Consider the following 26,192-nt stretch of genomic DNA (forward strand, 5'->3'; position numbering starts at 1 on the left):
TCCTGGAAATTCCTTAAACCCTTGAACACCGCGCCCAGGAACCGGGCCGTGCCTACATTGCCTCCGTCACCGCGCGCAGGAACTGCCGCGTCCGCTCCTGCTGCGGTGCGGAGAAGAACTGCTGTGGCGTTCCCTGCTCGGCGATCTTGCCCTGTGAGAAGAAGCATACGCGATCGGCGAATTCTTTCGCGAAGCCCATCTGGTGCGTGACCATCAGCATCGTCAGGTTGTGCTCCTCGCCGAGCTTGCGGATCACGTTCAGCACTTCGCCACACAGTTCGGGATCGAGCGCCGAGGTCACTTCGTCGAAGAGCATGACTTTCGGGCGCATCGCGAGTGCGCGCGCGATAGCCACGCGCTGCTGCTGCCCGCCGGACAACTGCGACGGATAGTGATTGCACTTGTCGGCGAGGCCGACCATCGAGAGAAGCTCGCGGGCGCGCTCGGTCGCATCCTTCCTCGACATGCCGAGCACGTGCAACGGTGCTTCGATGGTGTTCTGAATCGCAGTCATGTGTGGAAAGAGATTGAAGCTCTGGAACACCATGCCGATCTTACTGCGCACCTGCCGCACGTGCCGCTCCGAAGTGGGCACGAGCACGCCGTTGCGCCACATGTGCGTGAGCGGTTCGCCTTCCACTTCGATCACGCCATCGGTCAGTGGATCGAGCGTCATCAGTACGCGCAGCAGGGTGGACTTGCCTGAGCCACTCGGCCCGATGATCGCGACTTTCTCGTTGCGCGCCACGTCGAGGTTCAGCTCGTCGAGCACCGTGAGTGAACCGTAGCGTTTCGTCACGCCTTTGAAGCTGACCATCGGCAGGGCGTCTTGCGCTTGTCCGGCTGCTGCACCGAGTGCAGGGTCGAGATCCCGTTTCATCTGCTGCTCCTGAACTTGCATCACCGTTCACCACCTGGCTGTATGTGAGTTGCGAAGACCTGCGGATTCGATTTCATGGCAGCCTCAGGCGGCGTTCGAGGTGGCGCACGCCGGAGGCGAACGTCACGCTGATCAATAAAAAGAACAGGCCAGTCATCGTGATCGGTTCGAGATAGCGAAACGTCTCCGAGCCGATGTTCTTTGCCTGCTGCATCAGTTCGACAACCGTGATCGCGGAGAGCACCGGCGTGTCCTTGAACATCGCGACCAGATAGTTGCCGAGCGCGGGAATGACCGAGCGGATCGCCTGCGGCAGGATCACTCCGCTATACGTGCGCCACGGCGAGAGCGAAAGCGCGCACGCCGCTTCCCACTGGCCGCGCGCGACGCCGTTCAGGCCCGCGCGATAAACCTCGGACACGTAGCACGCGTAGTGCACCGAGATGCCGATCGTGCCGGCGGTCAGCGCCGACATCGTGATGCCATAGATCGGCGCCACATAGAAGAGCACGTACACCTGGATCAGGAGCGGCGTGCTGCGAATGAATTCGACAATGAGCGCGGTCGTCTTGGATATGGCCTGAATTTCACTGCGCCGCAGAATCGCGAGGACGAGTCCGAGCACGAGGGCGACGGCAAATCCGACGAGCGTGATGCCAATGGTGTACATCGACGCGCGCATCAGGTCGGGCAGGATGTGCAGCGCGTATTGCAGGTCGAATAGATGGGTCATTTGGCGATCCCCGGCGCGGTGCGGCGAACGATGTGACTGCTGACGCGCCGTTCGAAGTGACGCATCACGGTCGCGATGATCTGCGCCAGCACGAAGTAGATCACGAGCGTCAGCGTGAATATCCCAGCGGTCTTGAACGTGGCTTCATCGAGCTGGCGCGCGCGGAACGTGAGGTCGGAGAGCGTGATCAGCGACACGAGCGACGTGCCCTTGAGCAACTCGATCATCAGGTTGGTGGCGGGCGGCAGCGCGTTGATCATTGCCTGCGGCAACACGATGCGGCGCATGCGCGTCTTCGCGGGCATGTTGAGCGCGAGCGCAGCTTCATACTGGCCGCCGGGTACCGAGCGCAGCGCGCCGCGCAGGATCTCCGAGCCGTACGCGCCATAGTGCAGCCCGAGGCCGACGATCGCCACGGTGAACGGCGTCAGTTCGACATGAAAGGGCGGCAGCGGCAGCACGAAGAAGAACCAGAACAGCTGCACGAGCAGGGACGTGCCGCGGAACACCTCGACATAGACGTTACCGATCCAGCGCACCACTCGCCATGGCGCCGTGCGCAGCGCGGTAGCGATGCCTGCCATCACGATCGCGAGCAGAATGCTGCAGATCGCGATCTCGATGGTGACAAGGGTGCCCTTCATCAACAGGGGCATGAGTTCACGCATGGCGGTTCCTGGCTTCCATTCTTTCCGACGCGTTACGGTACGCCGTCAATTGGGGGGGGGCGCGCTACTGCACGAGACCGCTGCGCGCCGGGTTCGGTCATCAGCCGCCGCAAAGCTCCGCGGTTTTCCTGGTCGGAAGATTGTTCTTGTCGAAGCCAAACGGTGCGACCGTCTTCAAGTGATCATCCGTGCCGAGCCACGCATGCAACTGCTTGTTCACGGCGTCGCGCAGATCCGTGTCCTCGGGGCGGAACGCGAGCGCGCCGTAGCCCGTGTGCTTCGGATCGTCGGTGAACTTCTGGATCGCCTCGACTTGCGGTCCGCCCTTTGCGGCGAGACCCTTCATCGTCAGCTCCGTGCCGGCTGCGGCATCGGCGCGACCGGCACGGACCGCCTGCAACTGCGCGGTCGTGTCGGGCACTTGCAGCACCTGCGGGTCCTTCACGCCGGACTCGCGCGCATATCCCAGCTCCACCGATCCGGCCATCACCGCAAGTTTCGCGTCTGGTTGCTTGCCCACGTCGGCGTAGCTGTGCAGATTCTTCGGGTTGCCTTTCAGCACCAGCAGTGAGTCCTGGATCTGGTATTGCGGATCGGCGAACGCCACCTGCGTGCAGCGCGCCGGCGTCACGTACATGCCTGCCGCGATCACGTCGAAGCGGCCGGCGCGCAGGCCGGGAATCAGCGCGCCCCATTCAGTCAGCACCGCATCGACCTTCTTCACGCCGAGCTTCGCGAAGACCTTCTTTGCGATCTCGGGCGATTCGCCGGTCACGGTGCCGTCGGGCGTCGTGTAGGCGAACGGACTTTCGTTTGCGTAACCGATGCGCACCTCGCCCGTGCGCTGAATGCGCTGCAGCGTGGTTTCGGCGTTCGCGGCCGGCGCATGTACCGCCAGCCCCGTTGCTGCGAGACAAAGTGCTCCCAGCATTCCAGATACTCGCTTGGATTTCATGTAGATCCCGTCTCGTGGTTCGTGTTTCATCGCGTGATTGCTTGCGCCGCGCCGTACTAAGCTCCAGCGCTCTTGCCAAAATGCTCGCAAACCCTTAGAAGCCTTGCTGGAAGCCGTTTTCCCTTGTCGCGCAACACAGCAATGAGTGCAGCATACAAAGCCATATATTTGTTCCGATTGCTCTAGGACAATAATTTTCGAACCGCCTTTTGCACCACTATGGAGGCGTGAAAAGCAGGCGATGACGGAGGCAACAGTGAACGAGCGGTGGCGCGAGGCGGTGCGAACGGCTTGCCGCACGGCAGGCGGTGGTGCGCGACGTGCTCGGCTCCTATGTGCTCGGCAGTCATCCGCATGCGCTGTCGGTATGGCTGCGCGTGCCGGATAACTGGCAGGCCGATCGCATCACCCGCGAACTGCGCAATCGCGGCATCGCGCTGACCTCGCCCGATCCGTTTGTCGTGCGCGGCGCGGATAAACCGAACGCAGTACGTCTGTGCGTTGGCGCGGAGGTAAGCGAAAGCATGTTCAGGGCAGCTGTCGAAACGATTCGCGGCGTATTCGAACAATATCCGCACGTGCACGATTTCACCTGAAATGAACTAGGACAATCAGAAAGGATTTTTTAGGACATTAGACTCGGTTGCACTGGAACTCAACGCATCCGCCACATGTCCGCCATCTCGCTTGCCGATGTCTATCGCGCGCGCCAACGCATCGAAGGGCGCGTCTGCCGCTCGCCGCTCGTTGAGTCGCCGGCGCTTGCACGGATCGTCGGCGCACCGGTTTATTTCAAGCTCGAAACCGTTCAGCCGACCGGCAGCTTCAAGCTGCGCGGCGCGACGAACGCGCTCGCCGAACTCGCGGAACAGGGCGTGAGGCGTGTCGTGACCGCATCGACGGGCAATCATGGCCGGGCGCTCGCTCACGCAGCGCGCGCGCTCGGGATCGAGGCGGCCGTGTGCATGTCGTCGCTCGTGCCGAAGAACAAGGTCGATGCCGTCGCCGCGCTCGGCGCGCGCATCGTGATCGCCGGCAACAGTCAGGACGATGCGCAGGCCGAGGCGATGCGGCTTGTGCGCGAAGAAGGCTTCGCATTCGTGCCGCCGTTCGACGATCCGCGCGTGATCGCGGGGCAAGCCGTCATTGGCCTGGAAATTCTCGAAGCGTTGCCCGATGTCGCGACGGTTGTCGTGCCCTTATCGGGCGGAGGATTGTTCAGCGGTGTCGCGCTTGCGGCGAAAAGCATCCAGCCGAAAGTCCGGATGATCGGCGTCACGATGGCGCGCGGCGCCGCTATGCACGCGAGCCTGGCGGCGGGAAAGCCGGTGCTCGTCGATGAAGTCGAAACGCTTGCCGATTCGCTCGGCGGCGGCATCGGACTCGACAACCGGCACACGTTCGCGCTGACACGCAACCTCATCGATCGTGTCGTGCTGCTCGATGAAGCATCGATCGCGCGCGGCATCGTGCATGCATATCGCGAGGAGCGTCTCGTCGTCGAGGGTGCTGCGGCTGTCGGCATGTCGGCCGTGCTGGATCGCGTGCTGGGTGACGAGAGCGGACCGCTCGTGATTATCGTCAGTGGCGGCAATATCGATATCGAATTGCATCGCCGTCTCATCGGAGTACTGTGACATGTCGTCCATTTCCATCCTCGGCGAGGCGCAGTTGCGCACGCTCGTGCCGCTCGATCTCGCCGCCATCGAGCAGGTCGAAGCCGCGTTCCGGTCGCTCGCGACCGAAGCCGTCGCGATGCCGCCGGTCCTTCGCCTCGACATTCCCGAATATGCGGGAGAAGTCGACGTGAAGACGGCCTATCTGCCGCGCTTCGAAAGCTTCGCGATCAAGGTGAGCCCGGGTTTCTTCAATAATCCGACGCTCGGGCTTCCGAGTCTCAATGGACTGATGCTGGTGTTGTCGGCGCGCACGGGCTTGACTGAAGCTGTCCTGCTCGACAATGGCTATCTGACCGCGGTGCGCACTGCGGCGGCGGGCGCGGTTGCCGCGCGCTGGCTGTCGAAGCGCAATGCGACGCGCGTCGCGGTGATCGGCGCAGGCGAGCAGGCGCGATTGCAACTGAAAGCGCTGATGCTCGTGCGAGACATCGAGCACGTAACGGTATGGGCGCGCGATCCGAACCGCGCCGCACGCTTCGCGCAGGATATCAAAGGCGTTCGATGCGAAGTCGCGGATAGCGTGAATCACGCGCTAAAGCACGCGGATATTGCCGTCACGACCACACCGGGCAGCGAACCCTTGATCCGCGCGCATGACCTGCATCCCGGCCTGCACATCACCGCGATGGGTTCGGATGCGGAGCACAAGAACGAACTCGCGCCCGCCGTGTTCAAGGCAGCGCGCTACATCTGCGACCGCCTGCAGCAGACCCGCGTGCTCGGCGAATTGCATCACGCAATCGATGCCGGTGTGGTTGCCGCCGATGCGACGTTTGCCGAACTCGGTCAGGTCATCGCAGGGCAGGCAACCGGCCGCGCGAGCGACGCTGACGTGACGATCTGCGATCTCACCGGCACGGGCGCGCAGGACACGGCGATCGCCGCGCTCGCGATCGCGCGTGCACGCGAAGCCGGCGCAGGAACCATTTTCAACAACGACGTGACGCTCTGAAGAGGGGACGATGTCCGAAATAACGCAACAGGAAAGACCGAAGGCAAGCGCGCCGGTTTTGCGCCTGCCGTTCGAACGCAGCGAGTACGACGCGCGCATCGCGAAGACGCGGCGCGCGATGCAGAAAGCGGGAATCGATCTTCTGATCGTCACCGATCCGACCAACATGGCATGGCTGACCGGCTATGACGGCTGGTCGTTCTATGTGCACCAGTGCGTGCTGCTGGCGATGGAAGGCGAACCGGTCTGGTTCGGCCGCGGGCAGGACGCGAACGGCGCGAAGCGCACCGTGTTCATGGCGCACGATCAGATCGTCGGTTATCCGGATCACTACGTGCAGTCGCCGGCGCGTCATCCAATGGACTATCTGTCGAGCGAAGTCATCGAGCCGCGCGGCTGGGGCAGGTGCCGCATCGGCGTCGAGATGGACAACTACTACTTCAGCGCCGCGGCGTATGCGTCTCTTGCGAGGAACCTGCCGAATACGCAGTGGGTCGACGCGACCGCGCTCGTGAACTGGCAGCGCGCGGTCAAGTCGCCGCGCGAGATCGAGTACATGCGCGTTGCGGCGCGGATCGTCGAGAAGATGCATGCGCGCATTGTCGAGAAGATCGAGCCGGGCATGAAAAAGAGCGATCTCGTCGCCGAGATTTATGTGGCCGGCATCACGGGCGTGGAGGGTCATGGCGGCGACTATCCGGCCATCGTGCCGTTGTTGCCGACGGGCTCCGATGCGGCGGCGCCGCACCTGACCTGGGACGATTCGCCGTTCACGGCCAATGCCGGCACGTTCTTCGAAATCGCGGGCTGCTTCAAGCGCTACCACTGCCCGCAATCGCGCACCGTATACCTCGGCCGCCCGCCGCAGCATTTCATCGAAGCGGAAAAGGCCGTGGTCGAAGGCATCGAAGCGGGCCTTGCGGTTGCCAGGCCGGGCAACCGGTGCGAGGACATCGCCAACGCGTTCTTCGCGGTGCTGCGCAAGTCGGGCATCGAGAAGGACAGTCGCTGCGGCTATCCGATCGGCGCGAGCTATCCGCCTGACTGGGCCGAGCGCACGATGAGCCTGCGTCCGGGGGACAAGACAGTCCTCGAACCCGGCATGACGTTTCACTTTATGCCGGGGCTGTGGCTTGACGACTGGGGCCTCGAAATCACGGAGAGCATCCTGATTACGGACACGGGTGTCGAAACATTCTGCAATACACCTCGCAAACTGTTCGTGAAGGAGTAGAGCGAATGCGTGCGTCTCCGATTCAGCCAACGGTCGACCTGCTCGCCGACGGCGAGCAGCACGGCTTCCTGAAACTGCCGTATTCGCGCGACGATTCCGCTTGGGGCGCGGTGATGATTCCGATCACCGTGATCAGGCGCGGCGAAGGACCGACCGTGCTTCTTACGGGCGGCAATCACGGCGACGAATATGAAGGCCCGATTGCGCTGTCGAAACTCGCTTCGACGTTGAAGGCGGGCGATGTCACCGGCTGTGTGATCGTCGTGCCGGTCATGAATTTTCCGGCGTTCCAGGCGGGTACGCGGACTTCGCCGATCGATGCGGGCAATCTGAATCGCAGCTTTCCGGGCAAGCCCGAGGGCACGGTAACCGAGAAGATCGCCGACTATTTTCAGCGGCATTTGCTGCCGCTCGCGGATTACGTGCTTGACATCCACGCGGGCGGCCGGACGCTCGATTTCGTGCCGTTCGCCGCGATCCACGTGTTGCCGGATGCGTCGCAGCAGGCGCGCTGTGAAGCCGCGATGCGCGCGTTCGGCGCGCCGTATTCGATGCGCATGCTCGAGCTCGATAACGTCGGCCTGTTCGATACCGCCGTGGAAGACGCGGGCAAAGTGTTCGTATCGACGGAGCTCGGCGGCGGCGGATCGGCCACGGCCGCGAGCGTCGCGATCGCCGAGCGGGGTGTGTACGGCTTTCTCGCGCATGCGGGCGTGCTCGACAGGGATACGTTCGCGAACGGCGAGGTCAATCGCACGACCACCCTGCTCGACATGCCCGACGGCACCTGCTACACGACGAGCGAACACAGCGGCCTGCTCGAAATGTGCCGTGATCTGGGGGAGATCGTGCAGGGGGGCGACGTGCTCGCGCGGGTCTACGACACGACGCGAACCGGTGCGCCTGCCGTCGAATACCGCGCGCGGCGCGGGGGTCTGCTCGCGGCGCGGCATTTCCCGGGGCTCGTGCAGATCGGCGATACCGTGGCCGTCGTTGCGGACATCGTCGAGCGAAACATTCCGGTGGCCATCTAAAGGTGATCACACGTTGCTCGTGGACGAACCCGGCATCGAACGGTACTTCACCTATGTCGTTGCGAAGGTCGTGAAAAGCACGCCGGACGAGGTGCCGGACTGGGCCTGAAAAACTGATGAAAACCGCGTGAGGATCAGAAAAAAACTCAAATATTGCGGTCGATAACAAAAAAATCGAAAGGGTTGAGCGCTTTAAAGTGGGACGTATCGATTTCACCACTTTCAGAAATCAGGAGAGGTTCATGTTGCTGGGTCATCCCGTTCTATTCAAATCGCTTTGCTATGTCGATGGCCGCTGGGTGCATAGCGACAGCGCAGCGACGATCGCTGTCCAGAATCCCGCCGATCAGAGCGTGATCGGCCATGTGCCGATGCTCGAAGCATCACAGATCGAAGCCGCGGTCGACGCTGCACAGCACGCCTTCGAAACATGGCGTTGGGTGCCGCAGGAAAAGCGCAGCGCGTTGCTGTTGCGCTGGCATGAACTGATCCTGCGTCATCAGCATGATCTCGCCTGCATTCTGTCGCTCGAACAAGGCAAGCCGCTTCCTGAAGCGCGCGGTGAGATCGCGTATGCGGCGAGCTTTGTCGAATGGTTTGCCAACGAAGCCAAACGTCTCGCGGGCCGCACCGTTCCGACGCATATCGATGGCGCACATCTCGGCACGGTGATGGAGCCGGTCGGCGTCGCCGCGTTGATCACACCGTGGAACTTTCCGGTCGCGATGATCACGCGCAAGGCCGCGGCGGCAATCGCCGCGGGCTGCACGACGGTCGTCAAGCCCGCGCACGAAACACCGTTTTCCGCGCTCGCGCTTGCGCAGTTGGCGGAGGAGGCGGGTCTTCCGGCCGGCGTGTTCAACGTCGTGCTCGGCGAGCCGCAGATGGCAATGGACACGCTCGTGCGGGATTCACGCGTGCGCACGGTGAGCTTCACCGGGTCGACGCGCGTCGGCGGTCTCGTTGCGCGTGCGGCGGCAGAGTCGGGCATCAAGAAGCTCGCGCTTGAACTCGGTGGCAATGCACCGTTCATCGTGACCGAAGACGCTGACCTCGATCAGGCGGTGCGTGTCGCGGTGGGTGCGAAGTTCCAGACCTCGGGCCAGGACTGCTGCGCCGCCAATCGCATCTTTGTTGCGGCGCCGCTGTACGAGCGCTTTGTCGATCAATACAGTGAAGCGGTGCGCTCGCTCAGGGTTGGCGCCGCGTTCGACGCGAACGTCGATGTCGGTCCGCTCATGCATCAGGCCGCATTCGATACCACGGCCGCACGCGTTGCCGACGCGAAGGCGAAGGGTGCGCGCGTCACGGTGGGCGGCAATCCACACGCGCTCGGCGGATGGTTTTTCGAACCGACTGTCGTCGCCGATGCTAAGCCCGGCATGCGCATCTATGACGAAGAAAACTTCGCGCCCACCTCGGCAATTTCGTCATTCGACACGCTCGACGAAGCGATCGCACGTGCGAACGACACCGAGTACGGCCTCGCGGCTTACGTCTGCGCGACGCGCGTGGACACGATCTTCCAGCTCGTGCGGCGGCTCGACTTCGCGATGGTATCGGTGAACGGCATCAAGTTCACCGGTGCGCCGATCCCGTTCGGCGGCATGAAGGCGTCGGGCCTCGGCCGCGAAGGCGGATCGGAGGGCTTCGAGCCGTTCGTCGAAACGAAATACTTCTGCCTCGGCGGTCTCGGCCTGCCGCTGACCGCCGCCGCACTCTAATCGAAATGAATCAAAGGAGAAGCACATGACCAAACTCGATCAACTTTTTGCCGCCGACCGCGCGCACTTCATGCACCCGTCGACCCATGCACACGATCACGCGAGCGGCGCGCTGCCGGGCAAGATCGTGACGGGTGCGAAGGGCATCCGCATCGAGGATCACCAGGGCAAAAGCTACATCGATGCTTTCGCGGGCCTCTATTGCGTGAACATCGGCTATGGCCGCACCGAAGTCGCCGATGCGATCTACGAGCAGGCGAAGGAGCTCGCGTATTACCACACGTATGTCGGCCACTCGACCGATACGATCGTCGAACTGTCGTCGCGCATCATCGACTGGTCGCCGGCCGGCATGAAGAAGGTCTACTACGGCATGTCTGGTTCGGATGCCAACGAAACGCAGATCAAGATCGTCTGGTACTACAACAACGTGCTCGGGCGCCCCAACAAGAAGAAGATTATTTCGCGCGAGCGCGGCTATCATGGCTCGGGCATCGTGACCGGCAGCCTGACAGGCCTGCCGAGTTTTCACCAGAACTTCGACTTGCCGATCGATCGTGTGAAGCACACGGTCTGCCCGCACTGGTATCGTCAGGCGCCCGCCGGCGTGAGCGAGGCGCAGTTCACCGGGTATTGCGTAGAGGAACTTGAGAAGCTGATCGCGCGCGAAGGCGCTGACACGATCGCTGCGTTCATCGCCGAACCGGTGATGGGCACGGGCGGCATCATCTCGCCTCCGCAGGGCTACTGGTCCGCGATCCAGCAGGTGCTCAGGAAGCACGACATCCTCCTGATCTCCGATGAAGTCGTGTGCGGCTTTGGACGCCTTGGCTCGAAGATGGGCGCGCAGCACTACGGCATCCAGCCAGATCTGATCACCGTCGCCAAGGGCTTGACGAGCGCGTATGCACCGCTCTCGGGCGTGATCGTTGGGGAGCGAGTGTGGGAGGTGATCGAGAAAGGCTCGCAGGAATACGGCGCGATGGGACACGGTTGGACCTATTCTGGGCACCCTATCTGTGCGGCCGCCGCGCTCGCGAACCTCGATATTCTCGAGCGCGAGAACCTGACGCAAAACGCGGCCGAGGTAGGCGGCTATCTGAACGCGCAACTGCACGTCGCGTTTGACAATCATCCGCTCGTCGGCGAAGTGCGCGGTGCGGGTATGCTCGCGGCGCTCGAATTCATGGCCGACAAGGAAGACCGCAAGCCGTTTGACGCAGCGCTGAAGGTTGGGCCGAAGGTGTCGGCCGCAGCGCTGGAACGCGGGGTGATCGCGCGCGCGATGCCGCACGGTGACATCCTTGGCTTCGCGCCGCCGCTTGTCACGACGCGGGCCGAAGTGGACGAGATCGTGGGGATCGTGCGTCAGTCCGTCGATGCAGTGGCAAATCAGGTGATCGGCGCGGCGACGGCACGCTGAGACATCCGGCGCGCGCCGCGATGAAAAAGGCCCGCCTGAAGCGCGGGCCTTGTCGTTTGTGTTTTCTCGCGCTGAACTATCAGGACTTGGCGAGGAGTTTGTGATGGTCTACTGTGAGAACGCTCCCAACCAATCGCTACCCGCAACCAGACATGCAACACTTAAAATACCTGACCGGCTACCCAGCCCCGCTACAGGAAAAAGTCAAAAAGCTGATAGCCGACCGGCAACTCGGGCACTACCTCGCCCAGAGGTACCCCGACACGCATGAAGTGCAAACAGATCGCGCGCTATACGACTACTGCGCAGAGTTGAAGCGCGAACATCTCCGCGGCGCGGAACAAATCAACAAAGTCGTCTACGACAGCAAGCTCGATGTCGTACGTCACGCGTTAGGCCTTCACACGAGCATCTCCCGCGTGCAAGGCGGCAAACTCAAAGCAAAAAAAGAAATCCGCATCGCCTCGCTATTCAAGGACACGGCGCCGGAATTCCTGAAAATGATCGTCGTGCACGAACTCGCCCACCTGAAAGAGAGCGACCACAACAAAGCGTTCTACCGCCTCTGCGAGTTCATGCAACCGGGCTACCGCCAGATCGAATTCGACCTGCGCCTATACCTGACGCATCGCGATCTGACAAAAAACCGGATCTAGACCGTCAAGCTGCGAGCGTCTCCACAGCAGAGGCATTCAGCAAAACAGGAATCGACTTCGAAGTCGGCGTCCCCGCGCCATCGGCGACAGAAGACAACGGCACCAGCGGATTCGTTTCCGGGTAATACGCGCCCAGACACCCGCGCGGAATGTCGTACTCCACCAGCAAAAACCCATCCGCGCGACGCTCGATGCCATCGGCCCACACGCTCGTCATATCCACGCGCTGTCCAGCGGCAAAACCCAGCATCGCGAGATCGTCCTTGTTGGCAAACAGCACGCGGCGCTGGCCATACACGCCGCGATAACGGTCGTCGAGACCGTAAATCGTGGTGTTGTACTGGTCGTGCGAACGCGTCGTCATCAACGTCATCAGACGCTCGCCGTGCTCCGCGCGCGCGCGATGAATCGGCGTGTCGAGCGCAATCGCATGCACCATGAACTGCGCCTTGCCGCTCGGTGTTGTCCAGATCCGCTCGCGTGCGGCCACGCCCAGATGAAAGCCGCCCGGGTGCTTGAGGCGCTCGTTATAGTTCTGGAAGCCGTCGATCAGCTGGGCAATGCCGTCGCGGATCAGCGAATAGTCGGCTGCCTGCGCGAGCCAGTCCACCTTGGCGCTGCCAAGCGTCGCGTGCGCCATTCGAGCGACGATCGCAATCTCCGACAGCAGATTCTCCGATGCCGGCTTGTTCATCCCGTAAGAGATGTGCACCATGCTCATCGAATCTTCGACGCTGACGCCCTGAGCCACACCGTTCTGCAGATCGATCTCGGTGCGGCCGAGCGTCGGCAGAATCAGCGCGTCGCGTCCGTGCACCAGGTGGCTGCGGTTCAGCTTGGTGGCGATGTGCACAGTCAGATCGCACGAGCGCATCGCTTCCCACGTGCGCGGCGTGTCCGGCGTCGCGATCGAGAAGTTGCCGCCGAGGCCGATAAACACCTTTACCTGACCATCGAGCATCGCCTGAATGGTGTTGACGACGTCGAGGCCGTGTTCGCGCGGCGGCTCGAAATCGTAGACTTCGCCCAGCCGATCCAGAAACGCCTGGGTCGGCTTTTCTTCGATGCCGACCGTGCGATCGCCCTGCACATTCGAGTGCCCGCGCACCGGGCACAAGCCCGCGCCGCGGCGGCCGATATTGCCGCGCATCATCATCAGGTTCGACAGCAGTTGCACCGTCGGCACCGAATTCTTGTGTTGCGTGAGACCCATGCCCCACGTCGAAATCACCGCACGGCCCTTCACGTAGATGTCGGCGAGCTTCAGCACCTCGTCGAACGGCACGCCCGATTCGGCGACGATGGTGTCCCAGCGCTCGGCGCGCAGATCGTCGGCGAATGCCTCGAAGCCAACCGTGTGTTCGGCGATGAACGCGACGTCGAGCACGCGTTCCAGACCGGACGTCTGCGCTTCGTCGTCGAGTTCGATCACGCGTTTGGCGACGCCCTTGATCAGTGCAAAATCGCCGCCGACTTTTGGCCGGATGAACACCGAACTGATCTTCGTGCTGCCCATCGTCAGCATTTCGACCGGATGCTGCGGGCTCGCAAAACGCTCCAGCCCGCGTTCCTTCAGCGGATTGATCGACACGATGGTTGCACCGCGTTTAGCGCACTCGCGCAGTTCGCCGAGCATGCGCGGATGGTTGGTCGCCGGATTCTGGCCGAACAGCAGCAGGGTGTCGGCGTGTTCGAAGTCGTCGAGCGTGACCGTCCCCTTGCCGACGCCGACCGTATGCGGCAAGCCGCGGCTGGTCGCTTCGTGGCACATGTTCGAGCAATCGGGGAAATTGTTGGTGCCGTACATGCGCACGAACAACTGGTACAGGAACGCGGCTTCGTTGCTGGCGCGGCCCGAGGTGTAAAAAGCGGCGCGATCGGGATTGTCGAGGCGCTTCAGGTGCGCGGCGATCAGATCGAATGCTTCGTCCCAACCGATCGGCACGTAGCGGTCCCGCACCGCGTCGTAGACGAGCGGGTCGGTCAGGCGGCCGTGCTGTTCGAGTTCGAAATCCGATTGGGTCATCAGTTCGGCGACGCTGTGCGCTTCGAAGAACGCCGGCGTCACGCGCTTGCTGGTCGCCTCGGCGGCCACCGCCTTGACGCCGTTTTCGCAGAATTCGAAGGTGGATGCGTGTTCGCGATCCGGCCACGCACAACCCGGACAGTCGAAGCCGTCCGGCTGATTCTGTTTGAGCAGTGTGCGGTAGTTGCCGCCCGTCACCTTTTCCTTGACGAGGTTGATGGCGACGTACTTGAGCGCGCCCCAGCCGGCTGCGGGGTGCGTGTACGGTTCGATGCGAGCTTCGGGTTTCTTCATGATGTTGCCGCCAGAGTGGCTTTGACGAGGCTTTTATGCCGATGCATGCAAGCCTACTGTGTTCCAAAAGCAGCGCAGCATACAGAAAATCGGAAAACCGAGGGATACAGTTGCTTGATATTTGTCATAGACTGGCGCTCTCGCCAATGCGCTTATTTGAGTAAGGTCCTTGAAACTGTACGAAAAACTCGCCGATGAAATGATCGAAGCCGTGCGCCGCGGCGTCTTCGCGGCCGGCGAGCGGATCCCGTCGGTGCGGCAGGCGAGCCAGCAGCACGGCGTCAGTATCAAGACCGTGCTGCACGCGTATGCTTTGCTGGAAAGCCGCGGGGTGGTCGAATCCCGGCCGCAGTCGGGCTATTTCGTGCGCGACGCCGTGGCCACGGCCGCGGCGCTCGATGAGCCGCGGCACAGCCGCAAGGCCGCCGCGCAAACGCCGCCGGTCGCCGCCGCGGTCGACGTGAGCCGGCTGGTGTTGTCGACGCTGCGCAGCATCCGCGCGCACGACGCCATGCCGCTCGGCTCGCCCTATCCCGATCCGTCGCTGTTCCCATGGCGGCGCATCAACCAGTACGCGAACGCGATTGCGCGGCGTCACGCGAGCTGGAACCTGATCGACGATTTGCCACCCGGCAACCCCGAACTGATCCGCCAGATCGCGCGCCGCTATGCGGAGAACGGCTTGCCGGTCGATCCGGACGAAATCATCATCACGCTCGGCGCGACCGAGGCGATCAACCTCAGCTTGCAGGCGGTGGCCAAACCGGGCGACACGGTGGCCGTCGAATCGCCGACCTATTACGCGATGCTGCACGCCATCGAGCGTCTCGGCATGCGCGCGATCGAAGTGGCGACGCATCCGGTCGACGGCATCGATATCGAGGCGCTCGCCGAGGTCATCGCCACGCAGAAGATCGCGGCCTGCATGGTGATGCCGAACTTCCAGAATCCGCTGGGTTTCCAGATGCCGGATGCGCGCAAGCGGCAACTGGTCGCACTGCTCGCCGCGCACGAAATTCCGGTGATCGAGAACGACGTGTATCAGGAACTGTACTTCGGCGAGACCCGGCCTTCGACCTTGAAGAACTACGACACGAAAGGGCTGGTGCTGCATTGCGCGTCGTTTTCGAAGAGCCTGAGCGCGTCGTACCGGATCGGCTGGGCGATGCCGGGGCGCTATCGCGCGCAAGTCGAGAAGCTGAAGTTTCTCAACACGCTGACCACGCCGTCGGTGCCGCAAGTCGCCGTCGCGGACTACCTCAGGCAGGACGGCTACGACCGGCATCTGCGGCATGTGCGCAAGGTCTACCGGCAGCAGGCGAGCATCATGATGGCGATGGTGCAACGTTTTTTTCCGGCCGGCACGCGGACCTCGGCGCCGCAAGGCGGGTACGTGCTGTGGGTGGAATTGCCCGAACGTGTCGATTCGATGCGGCTCTATCAGGCGGCGCTCGCGCGCGGCATCACGATCGGACCGGGCATGATGTTTTCGACGCGCAACGATTTTCGCCACTTCATCCGGCTCAATTACAGCTATCCGTGGACGGCGCAGACCGAAGCGGCACTGAAGACACTGGGCGAACTCGTGGCGCAGATGGCTTGAGAGAACGAGGAGACACGCATGATGGAAGACGACGAAATCGATCCGGTGCTGCTCGCCGTGCTGGCGCAGTTATGGCGCGCGCATCGGGAAACGCCTGGCGGCGCGTGGTCGCTCGCCAGGCTGTCCAAGCAGGCGGGTGTGCCGATGAGCGGCTTGCGGCGGCAGTTGACGGCGCTGGTCGGCGGTGGCCTCGTGGACACCACCTTCAACGAGGAAGGAACGGGCACGGCGCGCCTGAGCGAGACTGGCCGCGGCTTATGCGCGGAGCTGTTTGGCGACGCCGGGCCGCCGCCTGACGAGTCGCGGGTCGATCCGGCGCCTCGGGTCCATTGAGGCGAGATCGGGTTTGCCGCGCCGGCGCCGGGACTTTCAACAATGCGTCGGTGACGGCGGACGGCCTCGGAGGCCACGCGCGACTCGCCTGAGCGCCGCTTTAGAGCTGGCTCATGCCGCCGTCGACGATGATTTCCGTGCCGACGATAAAAGCCGATTCCGGTGCGCTGAGATGCAGCACGGTCGAGGCGATTTCCTCCGGCGTGCCGAAGCGGCCGGCCGGGATCTGGCTGAGAATCTGCGCGGCGGTCGTTTCGAGCGTGGCGGCGTCCAGGCCGAGCTTGCCGTACAGCGGCGTTTGCACCGGACCGGGACTCACGACGTTGACGCGCACGCCTTGCGGCAGCAATTCCGACGACAAGTTTTTGGCCAGCGAAATCACTGCCGCCTTGCTCGCCGCGTATACGGACGCCGCCGGCATGCCGATATGCGCGTTGATCGAACCGTTGATGACGATCGATGCACCGCGATTGAGCAGCGGCAACAGCGCCTGGATCTGAAAGTAGGCGCCCTTGACGTTGGTGTTGAAGATTGCGTCCCAGAACGCTTCGTCGACATCCGGGAACGACGCGAACTTCGCGGTGCCGGCGTTCACGAAGACCGCGTCGAGCCGGATGCCGGCGTCGCTGATTGCGGCCGCCAGTTCGCGAGCCGCGGCGACCGAGCCGGCGTCGTTACGCAGTGCCACGGTATTGGCGCCGAGCGCTGCCTTGGCGGCCTCGAGCGCAGCTGCGTCGCGGCCGGTGATGACGACACGGGCGCCTTCATTTGCAAAAGCCCTGGCGGCGGCGAAGCCGATGCCGCTGCTACCGCCGGTGACGAGAACAGCTTTATTCTGGAAGCGGGTCATGTTGTTTCTCCGAAAGAGTGTTACGGGTTGATGAGAGGGATATTGCGCTTGCGTGAGGCGCTTGCCGTACCACTTTTTCGATGCACTCGTTCGAAGAAATCGAACATGTTCCGGAGACACCAGAATACGGAATTCGTTATGGGGTAAATAACGAATAATAATTTTTCCGCTGAAATTGGCCTTCGAATATGGCCCCTTATGCTGGAGCCTTGCCCGGGCTTGTCCCGAGCGCTATGGCAGGCATCTTCCAAACCATCGTCGGAGAATACATGAAAGCAAAGCTGGCGCGAGCGCCGCATCACTCATTGCGCATCAGAACCATGCGGACCGTCCTCGCTGCCGCACTCGGCGCGGCTGTGGCGTTTAGCGCCGCGGCGGCCACGACGCAGCCGCTGGGCATCGCCTTCGTCTACCTGGGCAATCCGGGGGACGCCGGCTGGACGTATGCGCACGAACAGGGCGTGAAAGCCGTCGAGGCGCAGTTCGGCGACAAGATCAAAGTGACGCGCGTCGAGAACGTGCCCGAGTCGGCGGATTCAGAGCGCGTGTTCCGCGATCTGGCGTCCAAGGGCAACAAGATCGTCGTGGGTTCGAGCTTCGGCTTCCAGGATTTCGAATTGAAGGTCGCGAAGGATTTCCCGGACGCCGTGTTCGAACATGCGACCGGCTACAAGAAGGCAGTCAACTTCGCCACCTATGACGTACGGACGTATCAGAGCGCGTATCTGGCCGGTCTGGTCGCGGGTTACACGACCAAATCCAACACCTTGGGTTTTGTCGGCTCGGTGCCCGTGCCCGAGGTCGTGCGCAATATCAACGCATTCACGATGGGTGCGCGCTCGGTCAATCCGAATGCGCGGGTGAAGGTGGTCTGGATCAATAGCTGGTTCGATCCGGGCCTCGAGAAGCAGGCCGCCGAGACGCTGATTGGGCAGGGCGCCGACGTATTGATCCAGAACACCGATTCGACCGCGACGATGCAGACCGCCGAGCAGAAGAAGGTCCACGCATTCGGTTGGGATTCCGATATGAAGAAGTTCGGCCCGAACGCGCAATTGGGCGCTTGCGTGAGCAACTGGGGCGTGTATTACACGCATCTGGTGCAACAGGTGATGGCGGGCACGTGGACCAACGCGCCGGTTTGGTGGGGGCTGAAAGAGAAGGCGATCGATCTGGCCGACATCAACACGGACGCGGTTTCGCCGACGGCGCAAAAGGCGTTGAATCAGAAACGTGACGACATCATCTCCGGCAAGTTCAATCCGTTTGCCGGCCCGATTGCGGATCAGTCCGGTGCGGTGAAGGTTGCAGCGGGCAAGTCGCTGAGCGATGCGGAATTGTTGCGTTTGAACTGGTTCGTGCAGGGCGTGGACGGATCGCTGCCGAAGTAACTGATTGATTGGTTTGCCTAACTATTATTAAAGGAGACGCCCGTGAGTCTGACCGTTTCGACTGACGCCGCCGGCTTGGCGACGACTTATCCGCCGCAGGGTTTAACGCCGACGCCTGAGCAGATCGTGCGGCACTTGCGGCATTCGAGCCGGGTGGCCGAGCGGGCGACGCTGCTGGGGCATCATCCGTTTGGCGCGGTGCTGATTGGGCCGGATCAGGAGACCGTGTTGATGGAGCAGGGCAATGTCGACACGGTCAATCACGCGGAATCGGTGTTGGCCCGCGTGGCGGCTTTGAATTTTACGCCTGAGTATTTGTGGAGTTGTACGTTGTACACGTCTGTCGAGCCGTGTTGCATGTGTGCCGGGACGGTGTATTGGGCCAATATTGGCCGCGTTGTGTTTGGGATGACGGAGAAGCGATTGCTGGAAGCGACGGGCGATCATTCGGAGAATCCGACGATGAGTGTGGATTGTCGGTATGTTTTTGACCACTGTCAGAAGCGGGTCGAGGTGGTGGGGCCGGTGGCCGAGGTGGAGGCTGAAGTGATGGATGTTCAGCGGAGGTTTTGGAGTAGCAGGTAAAAAGGTAAAAAAACCGCGATCTCATTGCGTCAGGGCCGCATCCACCGGCCCTACCATAGCGAGTCCACAAAACCAATCGCCGCCATGCGGCTCATATCGCCAGTGGGCATTCCGCTTGATCACGGTGGAACACTGCTCATTCACCACGATACCCGGATTCGCAGCCGTACATTGAAGCACCACGGTCTCGGCTTGCTGCAGCGGAAGCGGTTCAGCCGGAATACCCGTCGTCCCGCTTTGCATGCTTTCGATCAACCGTCGCAGTTCGTCAATCCGGGTGGCATACCACGCCCCCAGACACGCCGCATCGCGGCAATTCGCTTCCCGCCAGGCCCACTTGCTGTCGCTATCGGTAAGAAAGGCTCGCCGGTTTGCGACTCGCCGGCGCGCTTTCCAGTACAGCTGACCCAGCGCGTCGTCGAATTTCGATAGCGCGGGGTCGGTGCAGATCATCTTTTCGGTCAGCGAGCGCCCTTTGTTGCAATCGAAGCTGGTGGCGTGCGCAGACAGATACGTCAACATCAAAGCGGCGACGAGAGTGGGGCGGAAGATTTTCATTGCGGTCCGGGCGGTGCGAGGTTTTTTCATGCAATGAATGATCGGTGCAGTCGCCAGTACACAGACGCCGGAAAACAGCGTGACTTCAGGTGGGTGATTACAAAATCTTGCTTCGCATAGGCGCAAAACCCGACCTCCTTCAGGTGTGGAGACCACGGAGCAGGCGGCGTTCCTGCGAGCGATTTGTGCGATAAGCAGCAGGGATATTTGTACAGCCGGCCGGTCAGTGCGAGCGCTTATGCTCGCGTGTTGAGTGAAGCGCAGGGTTTTCTTGCTCGTAGCGCTTGAAAATCCCGACACCGCAGGCCCACAACGCCCGCCCACCGGGCTTCGAACCGATTGTTCGCGCTGGCGAACAAGTGACTTCGCGTTCGCAGTATTTATCCTTGGCAGCCGCCTCCCTAAAATCTCCCCATCGAAACGTATTTTTCAGCGCTGCGCCGAAACGGCGTTGTGCAACGGGAGCGGCCATGCCAGCCTTGATCATGAACCAGCTTTATCGACCATCGGTGGTCCTGCCGATGGTCGCCCTCATGCAAGTGATGGTGTCGCAGGACTTCAACCTCGGCCAGGTCGGCTGGGTGGTCGCGACGCGCGGCGCACAGGCCGCACTGCAACGCTCGCGCGAGTTGATCTGCGCAGCGCATTGCCACGCCTGAGCACAATCGCGGACAATCGGAAGCCACCAGACAGCACCGCCCCCGAGGGGCAAAAACAGATCGCAAGCCGGCACACGGCGGAGGTAACGGCGCGCAACCAGAAGGGCGCCGATAAGGGCAACACCAGACGTCAGGGTAAGATGCTACGACCTGCCCCCACGCCTCGGGAGATTTGCCATGCCACAGCATTTCGACGCAGTTGTGATCGGCACCGGACAAGGCGGCTCGCCGCTCGCGGTCCGTCTCGGTCAAAGCGGCCGTAAAACCGCTGTCATCGAACGCGCGGCGTTTGGCGGCACCTGCGTGAACGTCGGCTGCACGCCGACCAAGTCATATGTGGCAAGTGCCCGCGCGGCGCACGTGGCGCGCCACGCCGCGGAACTGGGCGTGCAGGTAAGCGGGCCAATCGGCGTCGATCTGGCCGCCGTGAAGGCGCGCAAGGACCGGATCATCGGCCAATCGCGCGACGGCGTCGAGAAATGGCTGCGCGGCACGGATAACGTCACCGTGTTCAACGGTCACGCACACTTTACCGGCGCGCATACGCTGTCCATCGGCGGGCCGGGCGGTTCGGCGCTTGCCGAACTCAGTGCCGACGAAATCTTCCTCAATACCGGCACGCGCGCAGTCGTGCCGCCGCTCGAAGGCCTCGAGCGGATTCGCTATTACACGAATGCCTCGCTGCTCGAACTCACCGAATTGCCGACGCACCTGGCGATTGTCGGCAGCAGCTATATCGCGCTCGAGTTCGCGCATATCTTTCGCCGTTTCGGCAGCCGCGTAACGGTGCTGGCGCGCGGCGAACGCGTGCTGACCCGCGAAGATGCCGATTTCGCGCAGTCCGTCGAGAAAGTGCTGACGCGCGAGGGCGTCGAGTTCCGCTTCGGCGTGCAGCCGTCGCGGGTAGAACCGCATCCGCAACGCGAGGGCGAAGTGCGCATCGGCTTCGAGCAGAACATTCCAGTGCTCGAAGCGTCGCACCTGCTGTTCGCGACCGGCCGCGTGCCGAATACCGATTCTCTCGGTCTCGCGGCCGCCGGTATCGCTGCCGACAGGCACGGCTTGATCCCCGTCGACGGCCAGTTGCGCACCAATGTGCCGGGCATCTGGGCAATCGGCGACATCAACGGCCGTGGTGCCTTTACTCACACTTCATACGATGACTTCCAGATCGTCGCGGCCAATCTGCTCGACGGCGGCGCGCGCAGCGTCGATACGCGGATCATGGCGTATGCGGTGTTCGTCGATCCGCCGCTGGCACGCGTCGGGCTCTCGGAAGACGATGTGCGCAAGTCCGGCCGCGAGGCGTTGATTTCCACCATGCCGATGACGCGCGTGGGCCGCGCCCGCGAACGCGGCGAGACCGACGGCTTCATGAAGGTGCTGGTCGACGCCGGCAGCAAGCAGATTCTCGGCGCGGCGATCCACGGTATCGAGGGCGACGAAGCGATACATACGTTCATCGACATCATGACGGCCGGCGCGCCGTATCCGACGCTGCAGTACGCCATGCATATCCATCCGACCATCAGCGAGCTGGTCCCGACCCTGCTCGATGGACTGAAGCCGATGAAGTGAGCGGCGAGCTTGCGTAACGACCATCAGTAACGAGCCAGGCGATGAAGCGCGCCGGCATCGGCCGGCATCGACAAAGCGCCGCGCCATCGCCGATAATCGGCAGCGGCGCGGGCCGTCGGTCGAATCACGGATAGCGGCGAGCCGCGCGCATAACCACATTCATCATCAGGAAACCGCGCGATGGGCAAAGGACGCGTCGAAGCCTTCAGCGATGGCGTGATCGCCATCATCATCACGATCATGGTGCTCGAATTGAAGGTGCCGGAAGGCTTCGATCTCGCCGCGCTGCGGCCGTTGATTCCGGTGGTTCTCGCCTACGTGCTGAGCTTTATCTACGTCGGCATCTACTGGAACAATCACCACCACCTGTTCCACACCGTGCAGAAGGTCAGCGGCGCGGTGTTGTGGGCTAATCTCCATCTGCTGTTCTGGTTGTCGCTGCTGCCGGCGGTCACGCATTGGGTCGGCGAAAACCATCTGGCCGCCTGGCCGACCGCGATGTACGGCATCGTGCTGTTCATGGCGGCGATCGCCTATTTCATTCTGACCCAGGTGCTGATCCGTCACCACGGCAAGGATTCGACGCTCGCCAAAGCGGTCGGCAACGACTTCAAAGGCAAGGTCTCGGTCGTGGTCAATCTCGCGGGCATCGTATTGGCATTCGTCGCGCCGTGGGTGTCGGTGGCGCTTTATACGTTGATCGCGGCGTGGTGGCTCGTGCCTGACCGGCGCCTCGAACATCTGTTCGAGGCATAAGCATGCTGCTTGCGCTCAAACTGGCGCTGGTGCCCGCGTTTCTCGCCGCATTGACGACGGCGGGGCGCGTGTGGGGGCCGTCGGTGGCGGGGTGGCTCGCGGGATTGCCGGTGGTCGCAGGCCCGATCGTGTTGCTGCTCGCGCTGGAGCGTGGCCCGGCGTTCGCGGCGCAGGCGTCGGCGATCTCGCGTTGCGCATGCTCGCCGGTGTGCTGCTGACCGTCGCAGTCACGACCTTGTCCGCGTCGATGGGTGCAACCTGGAGCGGACTGCTGTCGGTGTTTCCTTTGCTCGGCATCGTGCTAGCCGTCTCGGCACAGCGCGCACACGGCGCGGACTTCGTCGCGTTGCTGATGCGCGGCATGGTGATCGGTCGCGCTTCGTTCGCCGCATTCTTCGCCGTGACCGCGACGATGCTGCCGCATGACGGCGTGCTGCTGAGCTTTGCGTGTGCGTCGGCGGTGTCGATGGCCGTGCAAGTTGCGACCAAACGAATGCTCGGTGCGAAGCGGCCGGTGCGGACATTGCGGCGCGAACTGAGCGAACAGTCGCAAGCGGATTGAGCGCGCTCAGTTGATTCAGTGGATACTGCCGGCATGACTTCGCACGCGAGAACTACCCGCATCGGTTTGATCTCCGACACGCATAACCTCGTGCGTCCGGAGGCGCTGCAATTCCTCGCAGGCTGCGACGCGATCATTCACGCAGGCGATATCTGCAATCAGCCGGTGCTCGATGCACTCGCGCAGATCGCGCCGGTCACGGCCGTGCGCGGCAATAACGACACCGGCGAATGGGCCGCCGCCTTGCCGGGCCATGCCAGGTTGACCGTCCAACAGGTGACGATCCTCGTCGTGCACGACATCGCCGACGTCGGCGGCTTTATCAACGATCCGCGCAGCGAAGGCATCGGCGTGGTGGTCACCGGCCACTCGCACAAACCGTCGATTGCCGAGCGCGACGGCGTGCTGTTCGTCAATCCAGGTAGCGCCGGACCGCGCCGTTTCAAGTTGCCGGTTTCGGCGGGCATGCTGATCGTCGAAGGCGCGCACGCAACGGCTACACTTGAACCGCTGCTGACATAAAAAACGGGCCGGCAATCAGGCCGGCCCGTTTTTCAGCTTGGCGATTCAGTTGCGCAGCACAGGATCAATACAGCATCAAGCGCGCGCGGTGGCTGCCGCGGCGTAATACTCATCCATCTCCGCCGCTTCACGTTCGCCACGCAGCACAGCGTGCGCTTCCGCACGCGTCGCCACACACGGACCCGAGCCGAGCAGGGGTTTCTTCGCCGTTTCGCGCAGTGCGAATACCGACACGATGCCGATCAGCGACGCACCCATCAGGTAGTACGCGGGCATCATCAGATTACCGGTGCTGTCGACCAGCCATGCCGTGACGAGCGGCGTCGTACCACCGAACAGCGACACCGAAATGTTGAAGCCGATCGCGAGCGCGCCGTAGCGGATTCTGGTCGGGAACAATGCCGGCAGCGCCGACGGCATCACACCGGTAAAGCACGACAGCAGCGTGCCGAGAATCATCAGGCCGCCGAACACCGGCAGCATCTCGCCTGTGCGGATCAGCAGCAAAGCCGGAATCGACAGTACGAACAGACCCACGCAACCGAACAGCATCACCGGCTTGCGGCCGATCGTGTCGGACAGGCGGCCCGCCGCCAGCGTCATCGGCATCATCAGCACCATCACCAGCAGCACGAGGAACAGGCCATGCGTTTCGTTGAAGTGCAGCGTGGCCGACAGATAGCTCGGCAGATACGACAGCGCCATGTAATCGGTGACGTTGAAGATCAGCACGAGGCCGACGCACAGCAGGAGCGGCTTCCACTGTTGCACGAGCAACTGGCGGAACGATTGCTTCGGTAGCGCGTTGTCTTCGGCTTCACGCTGTTCGGCCTGTTTTTTGAATGCAGGCGTTTCTTCGAGCTTCATCCGGATGTACAGACCCACCAGACCCAGCGGACCCGCGATCAGGAACGGCACGCGCCAGCCCCACGATAGCAGCGCGTCGTGCGACAGCGTGGCGCTCAGCAGTGCGACCGTGCCGGCGCCGAGCACATAGCCGATCAGCGTGCCGAACTCGAGGAAACTGCCCATGAAGCCGCGGCGCTTATCGGTCGAGAATTCAGCGATGAAGGTGGCGGCGCCACCGTATTCACCCCCGGTCGAGAAGCCTTGCACCAGACGCGCGACCAGCAGCAGCACCGGCGCGAAAATGCCGATCGTTGCGTAGCTCGGAATCAGGCCGATCGCGAAGGTGCCGATTGCCATCATGATCATGGTCATCGCCAGCACCCGCTGACGGCCGATGCGGTCGCCCAGCGGCCCGAACACCATGCCGCCGATCGGCCGCACGAGGAACGCCGCGGCAAACGTGCCGAAGGTGGCGATCAACTGGGCGGACGGGCTCGACGACGGGAAGAACACTTTGCCGAGCGTGACGGCGATGTAGCTGTACACGCCGAAATCGAACCATTCCATGGCGTTGCCGAGCGCCATTGCGCCGACGGCCCGCTTGAGGAGAGATTTGTCGACGACTGTGATGTCGTCGGGAGAGAGGCGTTGTTCTTCTTTGTGGTGTCGCCAGAAGCCGTTGCTGGAAGCGGTCAAGGTGAAAACTCCAATGACTGCGACGAAACTCATGAACGCGCATGAACGTTCCGCCACGGGTGCTGGGGAAGTGCAGTTTCGCGAGCAGGGCGATGGCGCGCTTTTTTGCCCGATACCGATGGCAAAAAATCAGGGCGAAAAAAAGAACGCCCGTGCCTCGCGAACGATTCGCGAAAAAACACTCGTCTAGATTGTGCTGACTGTTGCATCTGCGTGGCCGTGGAAGGGGGGCAGATGCATGAGGACGCTGGGGGTGGTTGAAAGCTGGCCCACACGCCGCTGGAAGGCTCGAAACGAAAAAGGCCGGTGCTGGATCGCCGCTCATGGAGTGACATCAAGCGGTGAAACGACCGACAAGCCTTCTTGTATAAAAAACTGTTCAATCCGGTACGCCGCACGCGCGGCGCGACTCAATGAACTAAACGCGAATGAAGGTGAATTGCTGTTGGAACGGCGCACATAGTAGCACGATGGCGGAGGATCGCGCAAACCCGACGTTCGGAAAGGGGCCAGCGGAGAGCGCTCAATCCCTTGCGGGGCGGGGATTGCGCCGATTGGCAGCGATATCTGGAGGCTGCTTGAAAACGGCCTGGAATGTACTGTCTGGAGAGTCGGTGGCAGGATCGGAGCGGAACGGAGGACGAAAAAAATCCGCGCACGCGGCGCGGATTTTTGTCTGGTCGGCGTGCGGCCAAAAGCGCTTATTCAGCCGCCGGCGGCACGTAACCCTGCGCCGTGTCCGCGCCTTCGCCGAAGAAGAACTTTTCGGTCTGCTTCATCAGGTATTGGCGTGCGCGCGGATCGGCCATGTTCAGGCGGTTTTCGTTGATCAGCATGGTTTGCTGCTTCAACCAGGCCTGCCAGGCTTCCTTCGAAATGCTTTCGTAGATCCGCTTGCCGAGTTCGCCCGGCAGCGGCGGGAAATCGAGGCCTTCGGCTTCCTTGCCGAGCTTCGCGCATTGAACCATACGAGTCATGCTGTGCTTCTCCTG

Annotated in this window: 25 protein-coding genes and 3 pseudogenes; 19 read left to right on the forward strand and 9 right to left on the reverse strand. The window is 62.4% G+C overall.

Translation table 11 applies throughout. From position 1 onward, the window contains the following. Nucleotides 1-52 precede the first annotated feature (52 nt). From ehuA to ehuB, 4 genes are all read right to left on the reverse strand, one after another. Nucleotides 53-880: an ectoine/hydroxyectoine ABC transporter ATP-binding protein EhuA gene (ehuA, locus tag SB772_RS32180; RefSeq protein WP_410837182.1), complete on the reverse strand. Its 828-nt coding sequence runs from the start codon at nucleotides 878-880 to the stop codon at nucleotides 53-55. Nucleotides 881-953: 73 nt separating this feature from the next. After that, nucleotides 954-1,613, reverse strand: coding sequence for an ectoine/hydroxyectoine ABC transporter permease subunit EhuD (gene ehuD / locus SB772_RS32185; protein ID WP_410837183.1), 660 nt, complete (start codon nucleotides 1,611-1,613; stop codon nucleotides 954-956). Continuing rightward, nucleotides 1,610-2,281 (reverse strand): ectoine/hydroxyectoine ABC transporter permease subunit EhuC, encoded by a 672-nt coding sequence (ehuC, locus tag SB772_RS32190; protein WP_410837184.1) that lies wholly within the window; start codon nucleotides 2,279-2,281, stop codon nucleotides 1,610-1,612. Before ehuC ends, ehuD begins: the two co-directional genes overlap by 4 nt. Nucleotides 2,282-2,381: 100 nt before the next feature. After that, nucleotides 2,382-3,236 carry an ectoine/hydroxyectoine ABC transporter substrate-binding protein EhuB gene (gene ehuB / locus SB772_RS32195; RefSeq protein ID WP_410837185.1) on the reverse strand — a complete coding sequence of 285 codons (855 nt, stop codon included), beginning with the start codon at nucleotides 3,234-3,236 and terminating at the stop codon, nucleotides 2,382-2,384. A gap of 266 nt (nucleotides 3,237-3,502) precedes the next feature. Here ehuB and SB772_RS32200 point away from each other — a divergent pair. From SB772_RS32200 to SB772_RS32240, 9 genes and pseudogenes are all read left to right on the forward strand, one after another. Continuing rightward, a pseudogene (locus SB772_RS32200) lies at nucleotides 3,503-3,832 on the forward strand (PLP-dependent aminotransferase family protein); the annotation flags it as partial. Nucleotides 3,833-3,907: 75 nt separating this feature from the next. Beyond that, on the forward strand, nucleotides 3,908-4,873 hold the full coding sequence (gene eutB / locus SB772_RS32205; RefSeq protein ID WP_410837186.1) for a hydroxyectoine utilization dehydratase EutB: 966 nt from the start codon (nucleotides 3,908-3,910) through the stop codon (nucleotides 4,871-4,873). Between the two features lies 1 nt (nucleotide 4,874). After that, nucleotides 4,875-5,867 carry a cyclodeaminase gene (locus tag SB772_RS32210; protein ID WP_410837187.1) on the forward strand — a complete coding sequence of 331 codons (993 nt, stop codon included), beginning with the start codon at nucleotides 4,875-4,877 and terminating at the stop codon, nucleotides 5,865-5,867. A 10-nt stretch (nucleotides 5,868-5,877) separates the two neighbouring features. Then, nucleotides 5,878-7,101 carry an ectoine hydrolase DoeA gene (gene doeA / locus SB772_RS32215; protein WP_410837188.1) on the forward strand — a complete coding sequence of 408 codons (1,224 nt, stop codon included), beginning with the start codon at nucleotides 5,878-5,880 and terminating at the stop codon, nucleotides 7,099-7,101. Between the two features lie 5 nt (nucleotides 7,102-7,106). Continuing rightward, on the forward strand, nucleotides 7,107-8,135 hold the full coding sequence (gene doeB / locus SB772_RS32220) for a N(2)-acetyl-L-2,4-diaminobutanoate deacetylase DoeB (RefSeq protein WP_410837189.1): 1,029 nt from the start codon (nucleotides 7,107-7,109) through the stop codon (nucleotides 8,133-8,135). A gap of 10 nt (nucleotides 8,136-8,145) precedes the next feature. Then, nucleotides 8,146-8,244, forward strand: a pseudogene (locus SB772_RS32225) (Lrp/AsnC family transcriptional regulator); the annotation flags it as partial. 133 nt (nucleotides 8,245-8,377) lie between these two features. Next, nucleotides 8,378-9,859 (forward strand): NAD-dependent succinate-semialdehyde dehydrogenase, encoded by a 1,482-nt coding sequence (locus tag SB772_RS32230; protein WP_410837190.1) that lies wholly within the window; start codon nucleotides 8,378-8,380, stop codon nucleotides 9,857-9,859. Between the two features lie 25 nt (nucleotides 9,860-9,884). Continuing rightward, nucleotides 9,885-11,282 carry an aspartate aminotransferase family protein gene (locus SB772_RS32235; protein WP_410837191.1) on the forward strand — a complete coding sequence of 466 codons (1,398 nt, stop codon included), beginning with the start codon at nucleotides 9,885-9,887 and terminating at the stop codon, nucleotides 11,280-11,282. A gap of 152 nt (nucleotides 11,283-11,434) precedes the next feature. After that, nucleotides 11,435-11,938: a YgjP-like metallopeptidase domain-containing protein gene (locus SB772_RS32240; protein ID WP_410837192.1), complete on the forward strand. Its 504-nt coding sequence runs from the start codon at nucleotides 11,435-11,437 to the stop codon at nucleotides 11,936-11,938. Between the two features lie 4 nt (nucleotides 11,939-11,942). Here the strand turns inward: SB772_RS32240 and SB772_RS32245 are convergent, their stop codons facing one another. Next, nucleotides 11,943-14,258 carry an FdhF/YdeP family oxidoreductase gene (locus tag SB772_RS32245; RefSeq protein ID WP_410837193.1) on the reverse strand — a complete coding sequence of 772 codons (2,316 nt, stop codon included), beginning with the start codon at nucleotides 14,256-14,258 and terminating at the stop codon, nucleotides 11,943-11,945. Between the two features lie 169 nt (nucleotides 14,259-14,427). Between SB772_RS32245 and SB772_RS32250 the strand changes: the two genes are divergently transcribed. Both SB772_RS32250 and SB772_RS32255 read left to right on the forward strand, forming a co-directional pair. Beyond that, entirely contained in the window at nucleotides 14,428-15,861 is a 1,434-nt protein-coding gene (locus tag SB772_RS32250) for a PLP-dependent aminotransferase family protein (RefSeq protein WP_410837194.1), read from the forward strand. 21 nt (nucleotides 15,862-15,882) lie between these two features. Next, nucleotides 15,883-16,194: a helix-turn-helix domain-containing protein gene (locus SB772_RS32255; RefSeq protein WP_410837222.1), complete on the forward strand. Its 312-nt coding sequence runs from the start codon at nucleotides 15,883-15,885 to the stop codon at nucleotides 16,192-16,194. A 100-nt stretch (nucleotides 16,195-16,294) separates the two neighbouring features. On the opposite strand, the gene SB772_RS32260 is transcribed toward SB772_RS32255, so the two are convergent. Next, nucleotides 16,295-17,044 carry an SDR family oxidoreductase gene (locus tag SB772_RS32260; protein WP_410837195.1) on the reverse strand — a complete coding sequence of 250 codons (750 nt, stop codon included), beginning with the start codon at nucleotides 17,042-17,044 and terminating at the stop codon, nucleotides 16,295-16,297. 269 nt (nucleotides 17,045-17,313) lie between these two features. On the opposite strand from SB772_RS32260, the gene SB772_RS32265 reads away from it, so the two are divergent. Both SB772_RS32265 and SB772_RS32270 read left to right on the forward strand, forming a co-directional pair. Continuing rightward, nucleotides 17,314-18,435: a BMP family ABC transporter substrate-binding protein gene (locus SB772_RS32265; protein WP_410837196.1), complete on the forward strand. Its 1,122-nt coding sequence runs from the start codon at nucleotides 17,314-17,316 to the stop codon at nucleotides 18,433-18,435. Between the two features lie 42 nt (nucleotides 18,436-18,477). Continuing rightward, nucleotides 18,478-19,020, forward strand: a complete 543-nt coding sequence (locus SB772_RS32270; RefSeq protein WP_410837197.1) for a nucleoside deaminase — start codon at nucleotides 18,478-18,480, stop codon at nucleotides 19,018-19,020. A 21-nt stretch (nucleotides 19,021-19,041) separates the two neighbouring features. Here the strand turns inward: SB772_RS32270 and SB772_RS32275 are convergent, their stop codons facing one another. Continuing rightward, nucleotides 19,042-19,578: a lysozyme inhibitor LprI family protein gene (locus SB772_RS32275; protein WP_410837198.1), complete on the reverse strand. Its 537-nt coding sequence runs from the start codon at nucleotides 19,576-19,578 to the stop codon at nucleotides 19,042-19,044. A 470-nt stretch (nucleotides 19,579-20,048) separates the two neighbouring features. Between SB772_RS32275 and SB772_RS32280 the strand changes: the two genes are divergently transcribed. From SB772_RS32280 to SB772_RS32300, 5 genes and pseudogenes are all read left to right on the forward strand, one after another. Next, nucleotides 20,049-20,237 carry a hypothetical protein gene (locus SB772_RS32280; RefSeq protein ID WP_410837199.1) on the forward strand — a complete coding sequence of 63 codons (189 nt, stop codon included), beginning with the start codon at nucleotides 20,049-20,051 and terminating at the stop codon, nucleotides 20,235-20,237. Between the two features lie 177 nt (nucleotides 20,238-20,414). Beyond that, nucleotides 20,415-21,815 (forward strand): FAD-containing oxidoreductase, encoded by a 1,401-nt coding sequence (locus SB772_RS32285; protein WP_410837200.1) that lies wholly within the window; start codon nucleotides 20,415-20,417, stop codon nucleotides 21,813-21,815. A gap of 180 nt (nucleotides 21,816-21,995) precedes the next feature. Continuing rightward, on the forward strand, nucleotides 21,996-22,571 hold the full coding sequence (locus tag SB772_RS32290) for a TMEM175 family protein (protein ID WP_410837201.1): 576 nt from the start codon (nucleotides 21,996-21,998) through the stop codon (nucleotides 22,569-22,571). Nucleotides 22,572-22,576: 5 nt separating this feature from the next. Further along, nucleotides 22,577-23,133, forward strand: a pseudogene (locus SB772_RS32295) (hypothetical protein). A gap of 33 nt (nucleotides 23,134-23,166) precedes the next feature. Further along, a complete protein-coding gene (locus SB772_RS32300) occupies nucleotides 23,167-23,655 on the forward strand; it encodes a metallophosphoesterase family protein (protein ID WP_410837202.1) in 489 nt (162 codons plus the stop codon). A gap of 75 nt (nucleotides 23,656-23,730) precedes the next feature. Here SB772_RS32300 and proP read toward each other — a convergent pair whose 3' ends face one another. Further along, a complete protein-coding gene (gene proP, locus SB772_RS32305) occupies nucleotides 23,731-25,233 on the reverse strand; it encodes a glycine betaine/L-proline transporter ProP (protein WP_410837203.1) in 1,503 nt (500 codons plus the stop codon). On the opposite strand from proP, the gene SB772_RS32310 reads away from it, so the two are divergent. Then, complete coding sequence (locus SB772_RS32310; RefSeq protein ID WP_410837226.1) at nucleotides 25,214-25,390, forward strand: hypothetical protein; 177 nt, start codon at nucleotides 25,214-25,216, stop codon at nucleotides 25,388-25,390. The genes proP and SB772_RS32310 overlap by 20 nt on opposite strands. A 511-nt stretch (nucleotides 25,391-25,901) precedes the next feature. Here SB772_RS32310 and SB772_RS32315 read toward each other — a convergent pair. Next, on the reverse strand, nucleotides 25,902-26,177 hold the full coding sequence (locus tag SB772_RS32315) for an oxidative damage protection protein (RefSeq protein ID WP_082855080.1): 276 nt from the start codon (nucleotides 26,175-26,177) through the stop codon (nucleotides 25,902-25,904). Nucleotides 26,178-26,192 lie beyond the last annotated feature (15 nt).

It is taken from the genome of Paraburkholderia sp. SIMBA_030 (assembly GCF_046535245.1).
Classification (GTDB): domain Bacteria; phylum Pseudomonadota; class Gammaproteobacteria; order Burkholderiales; family Burkholderiaceae; genus Paraburkholderia.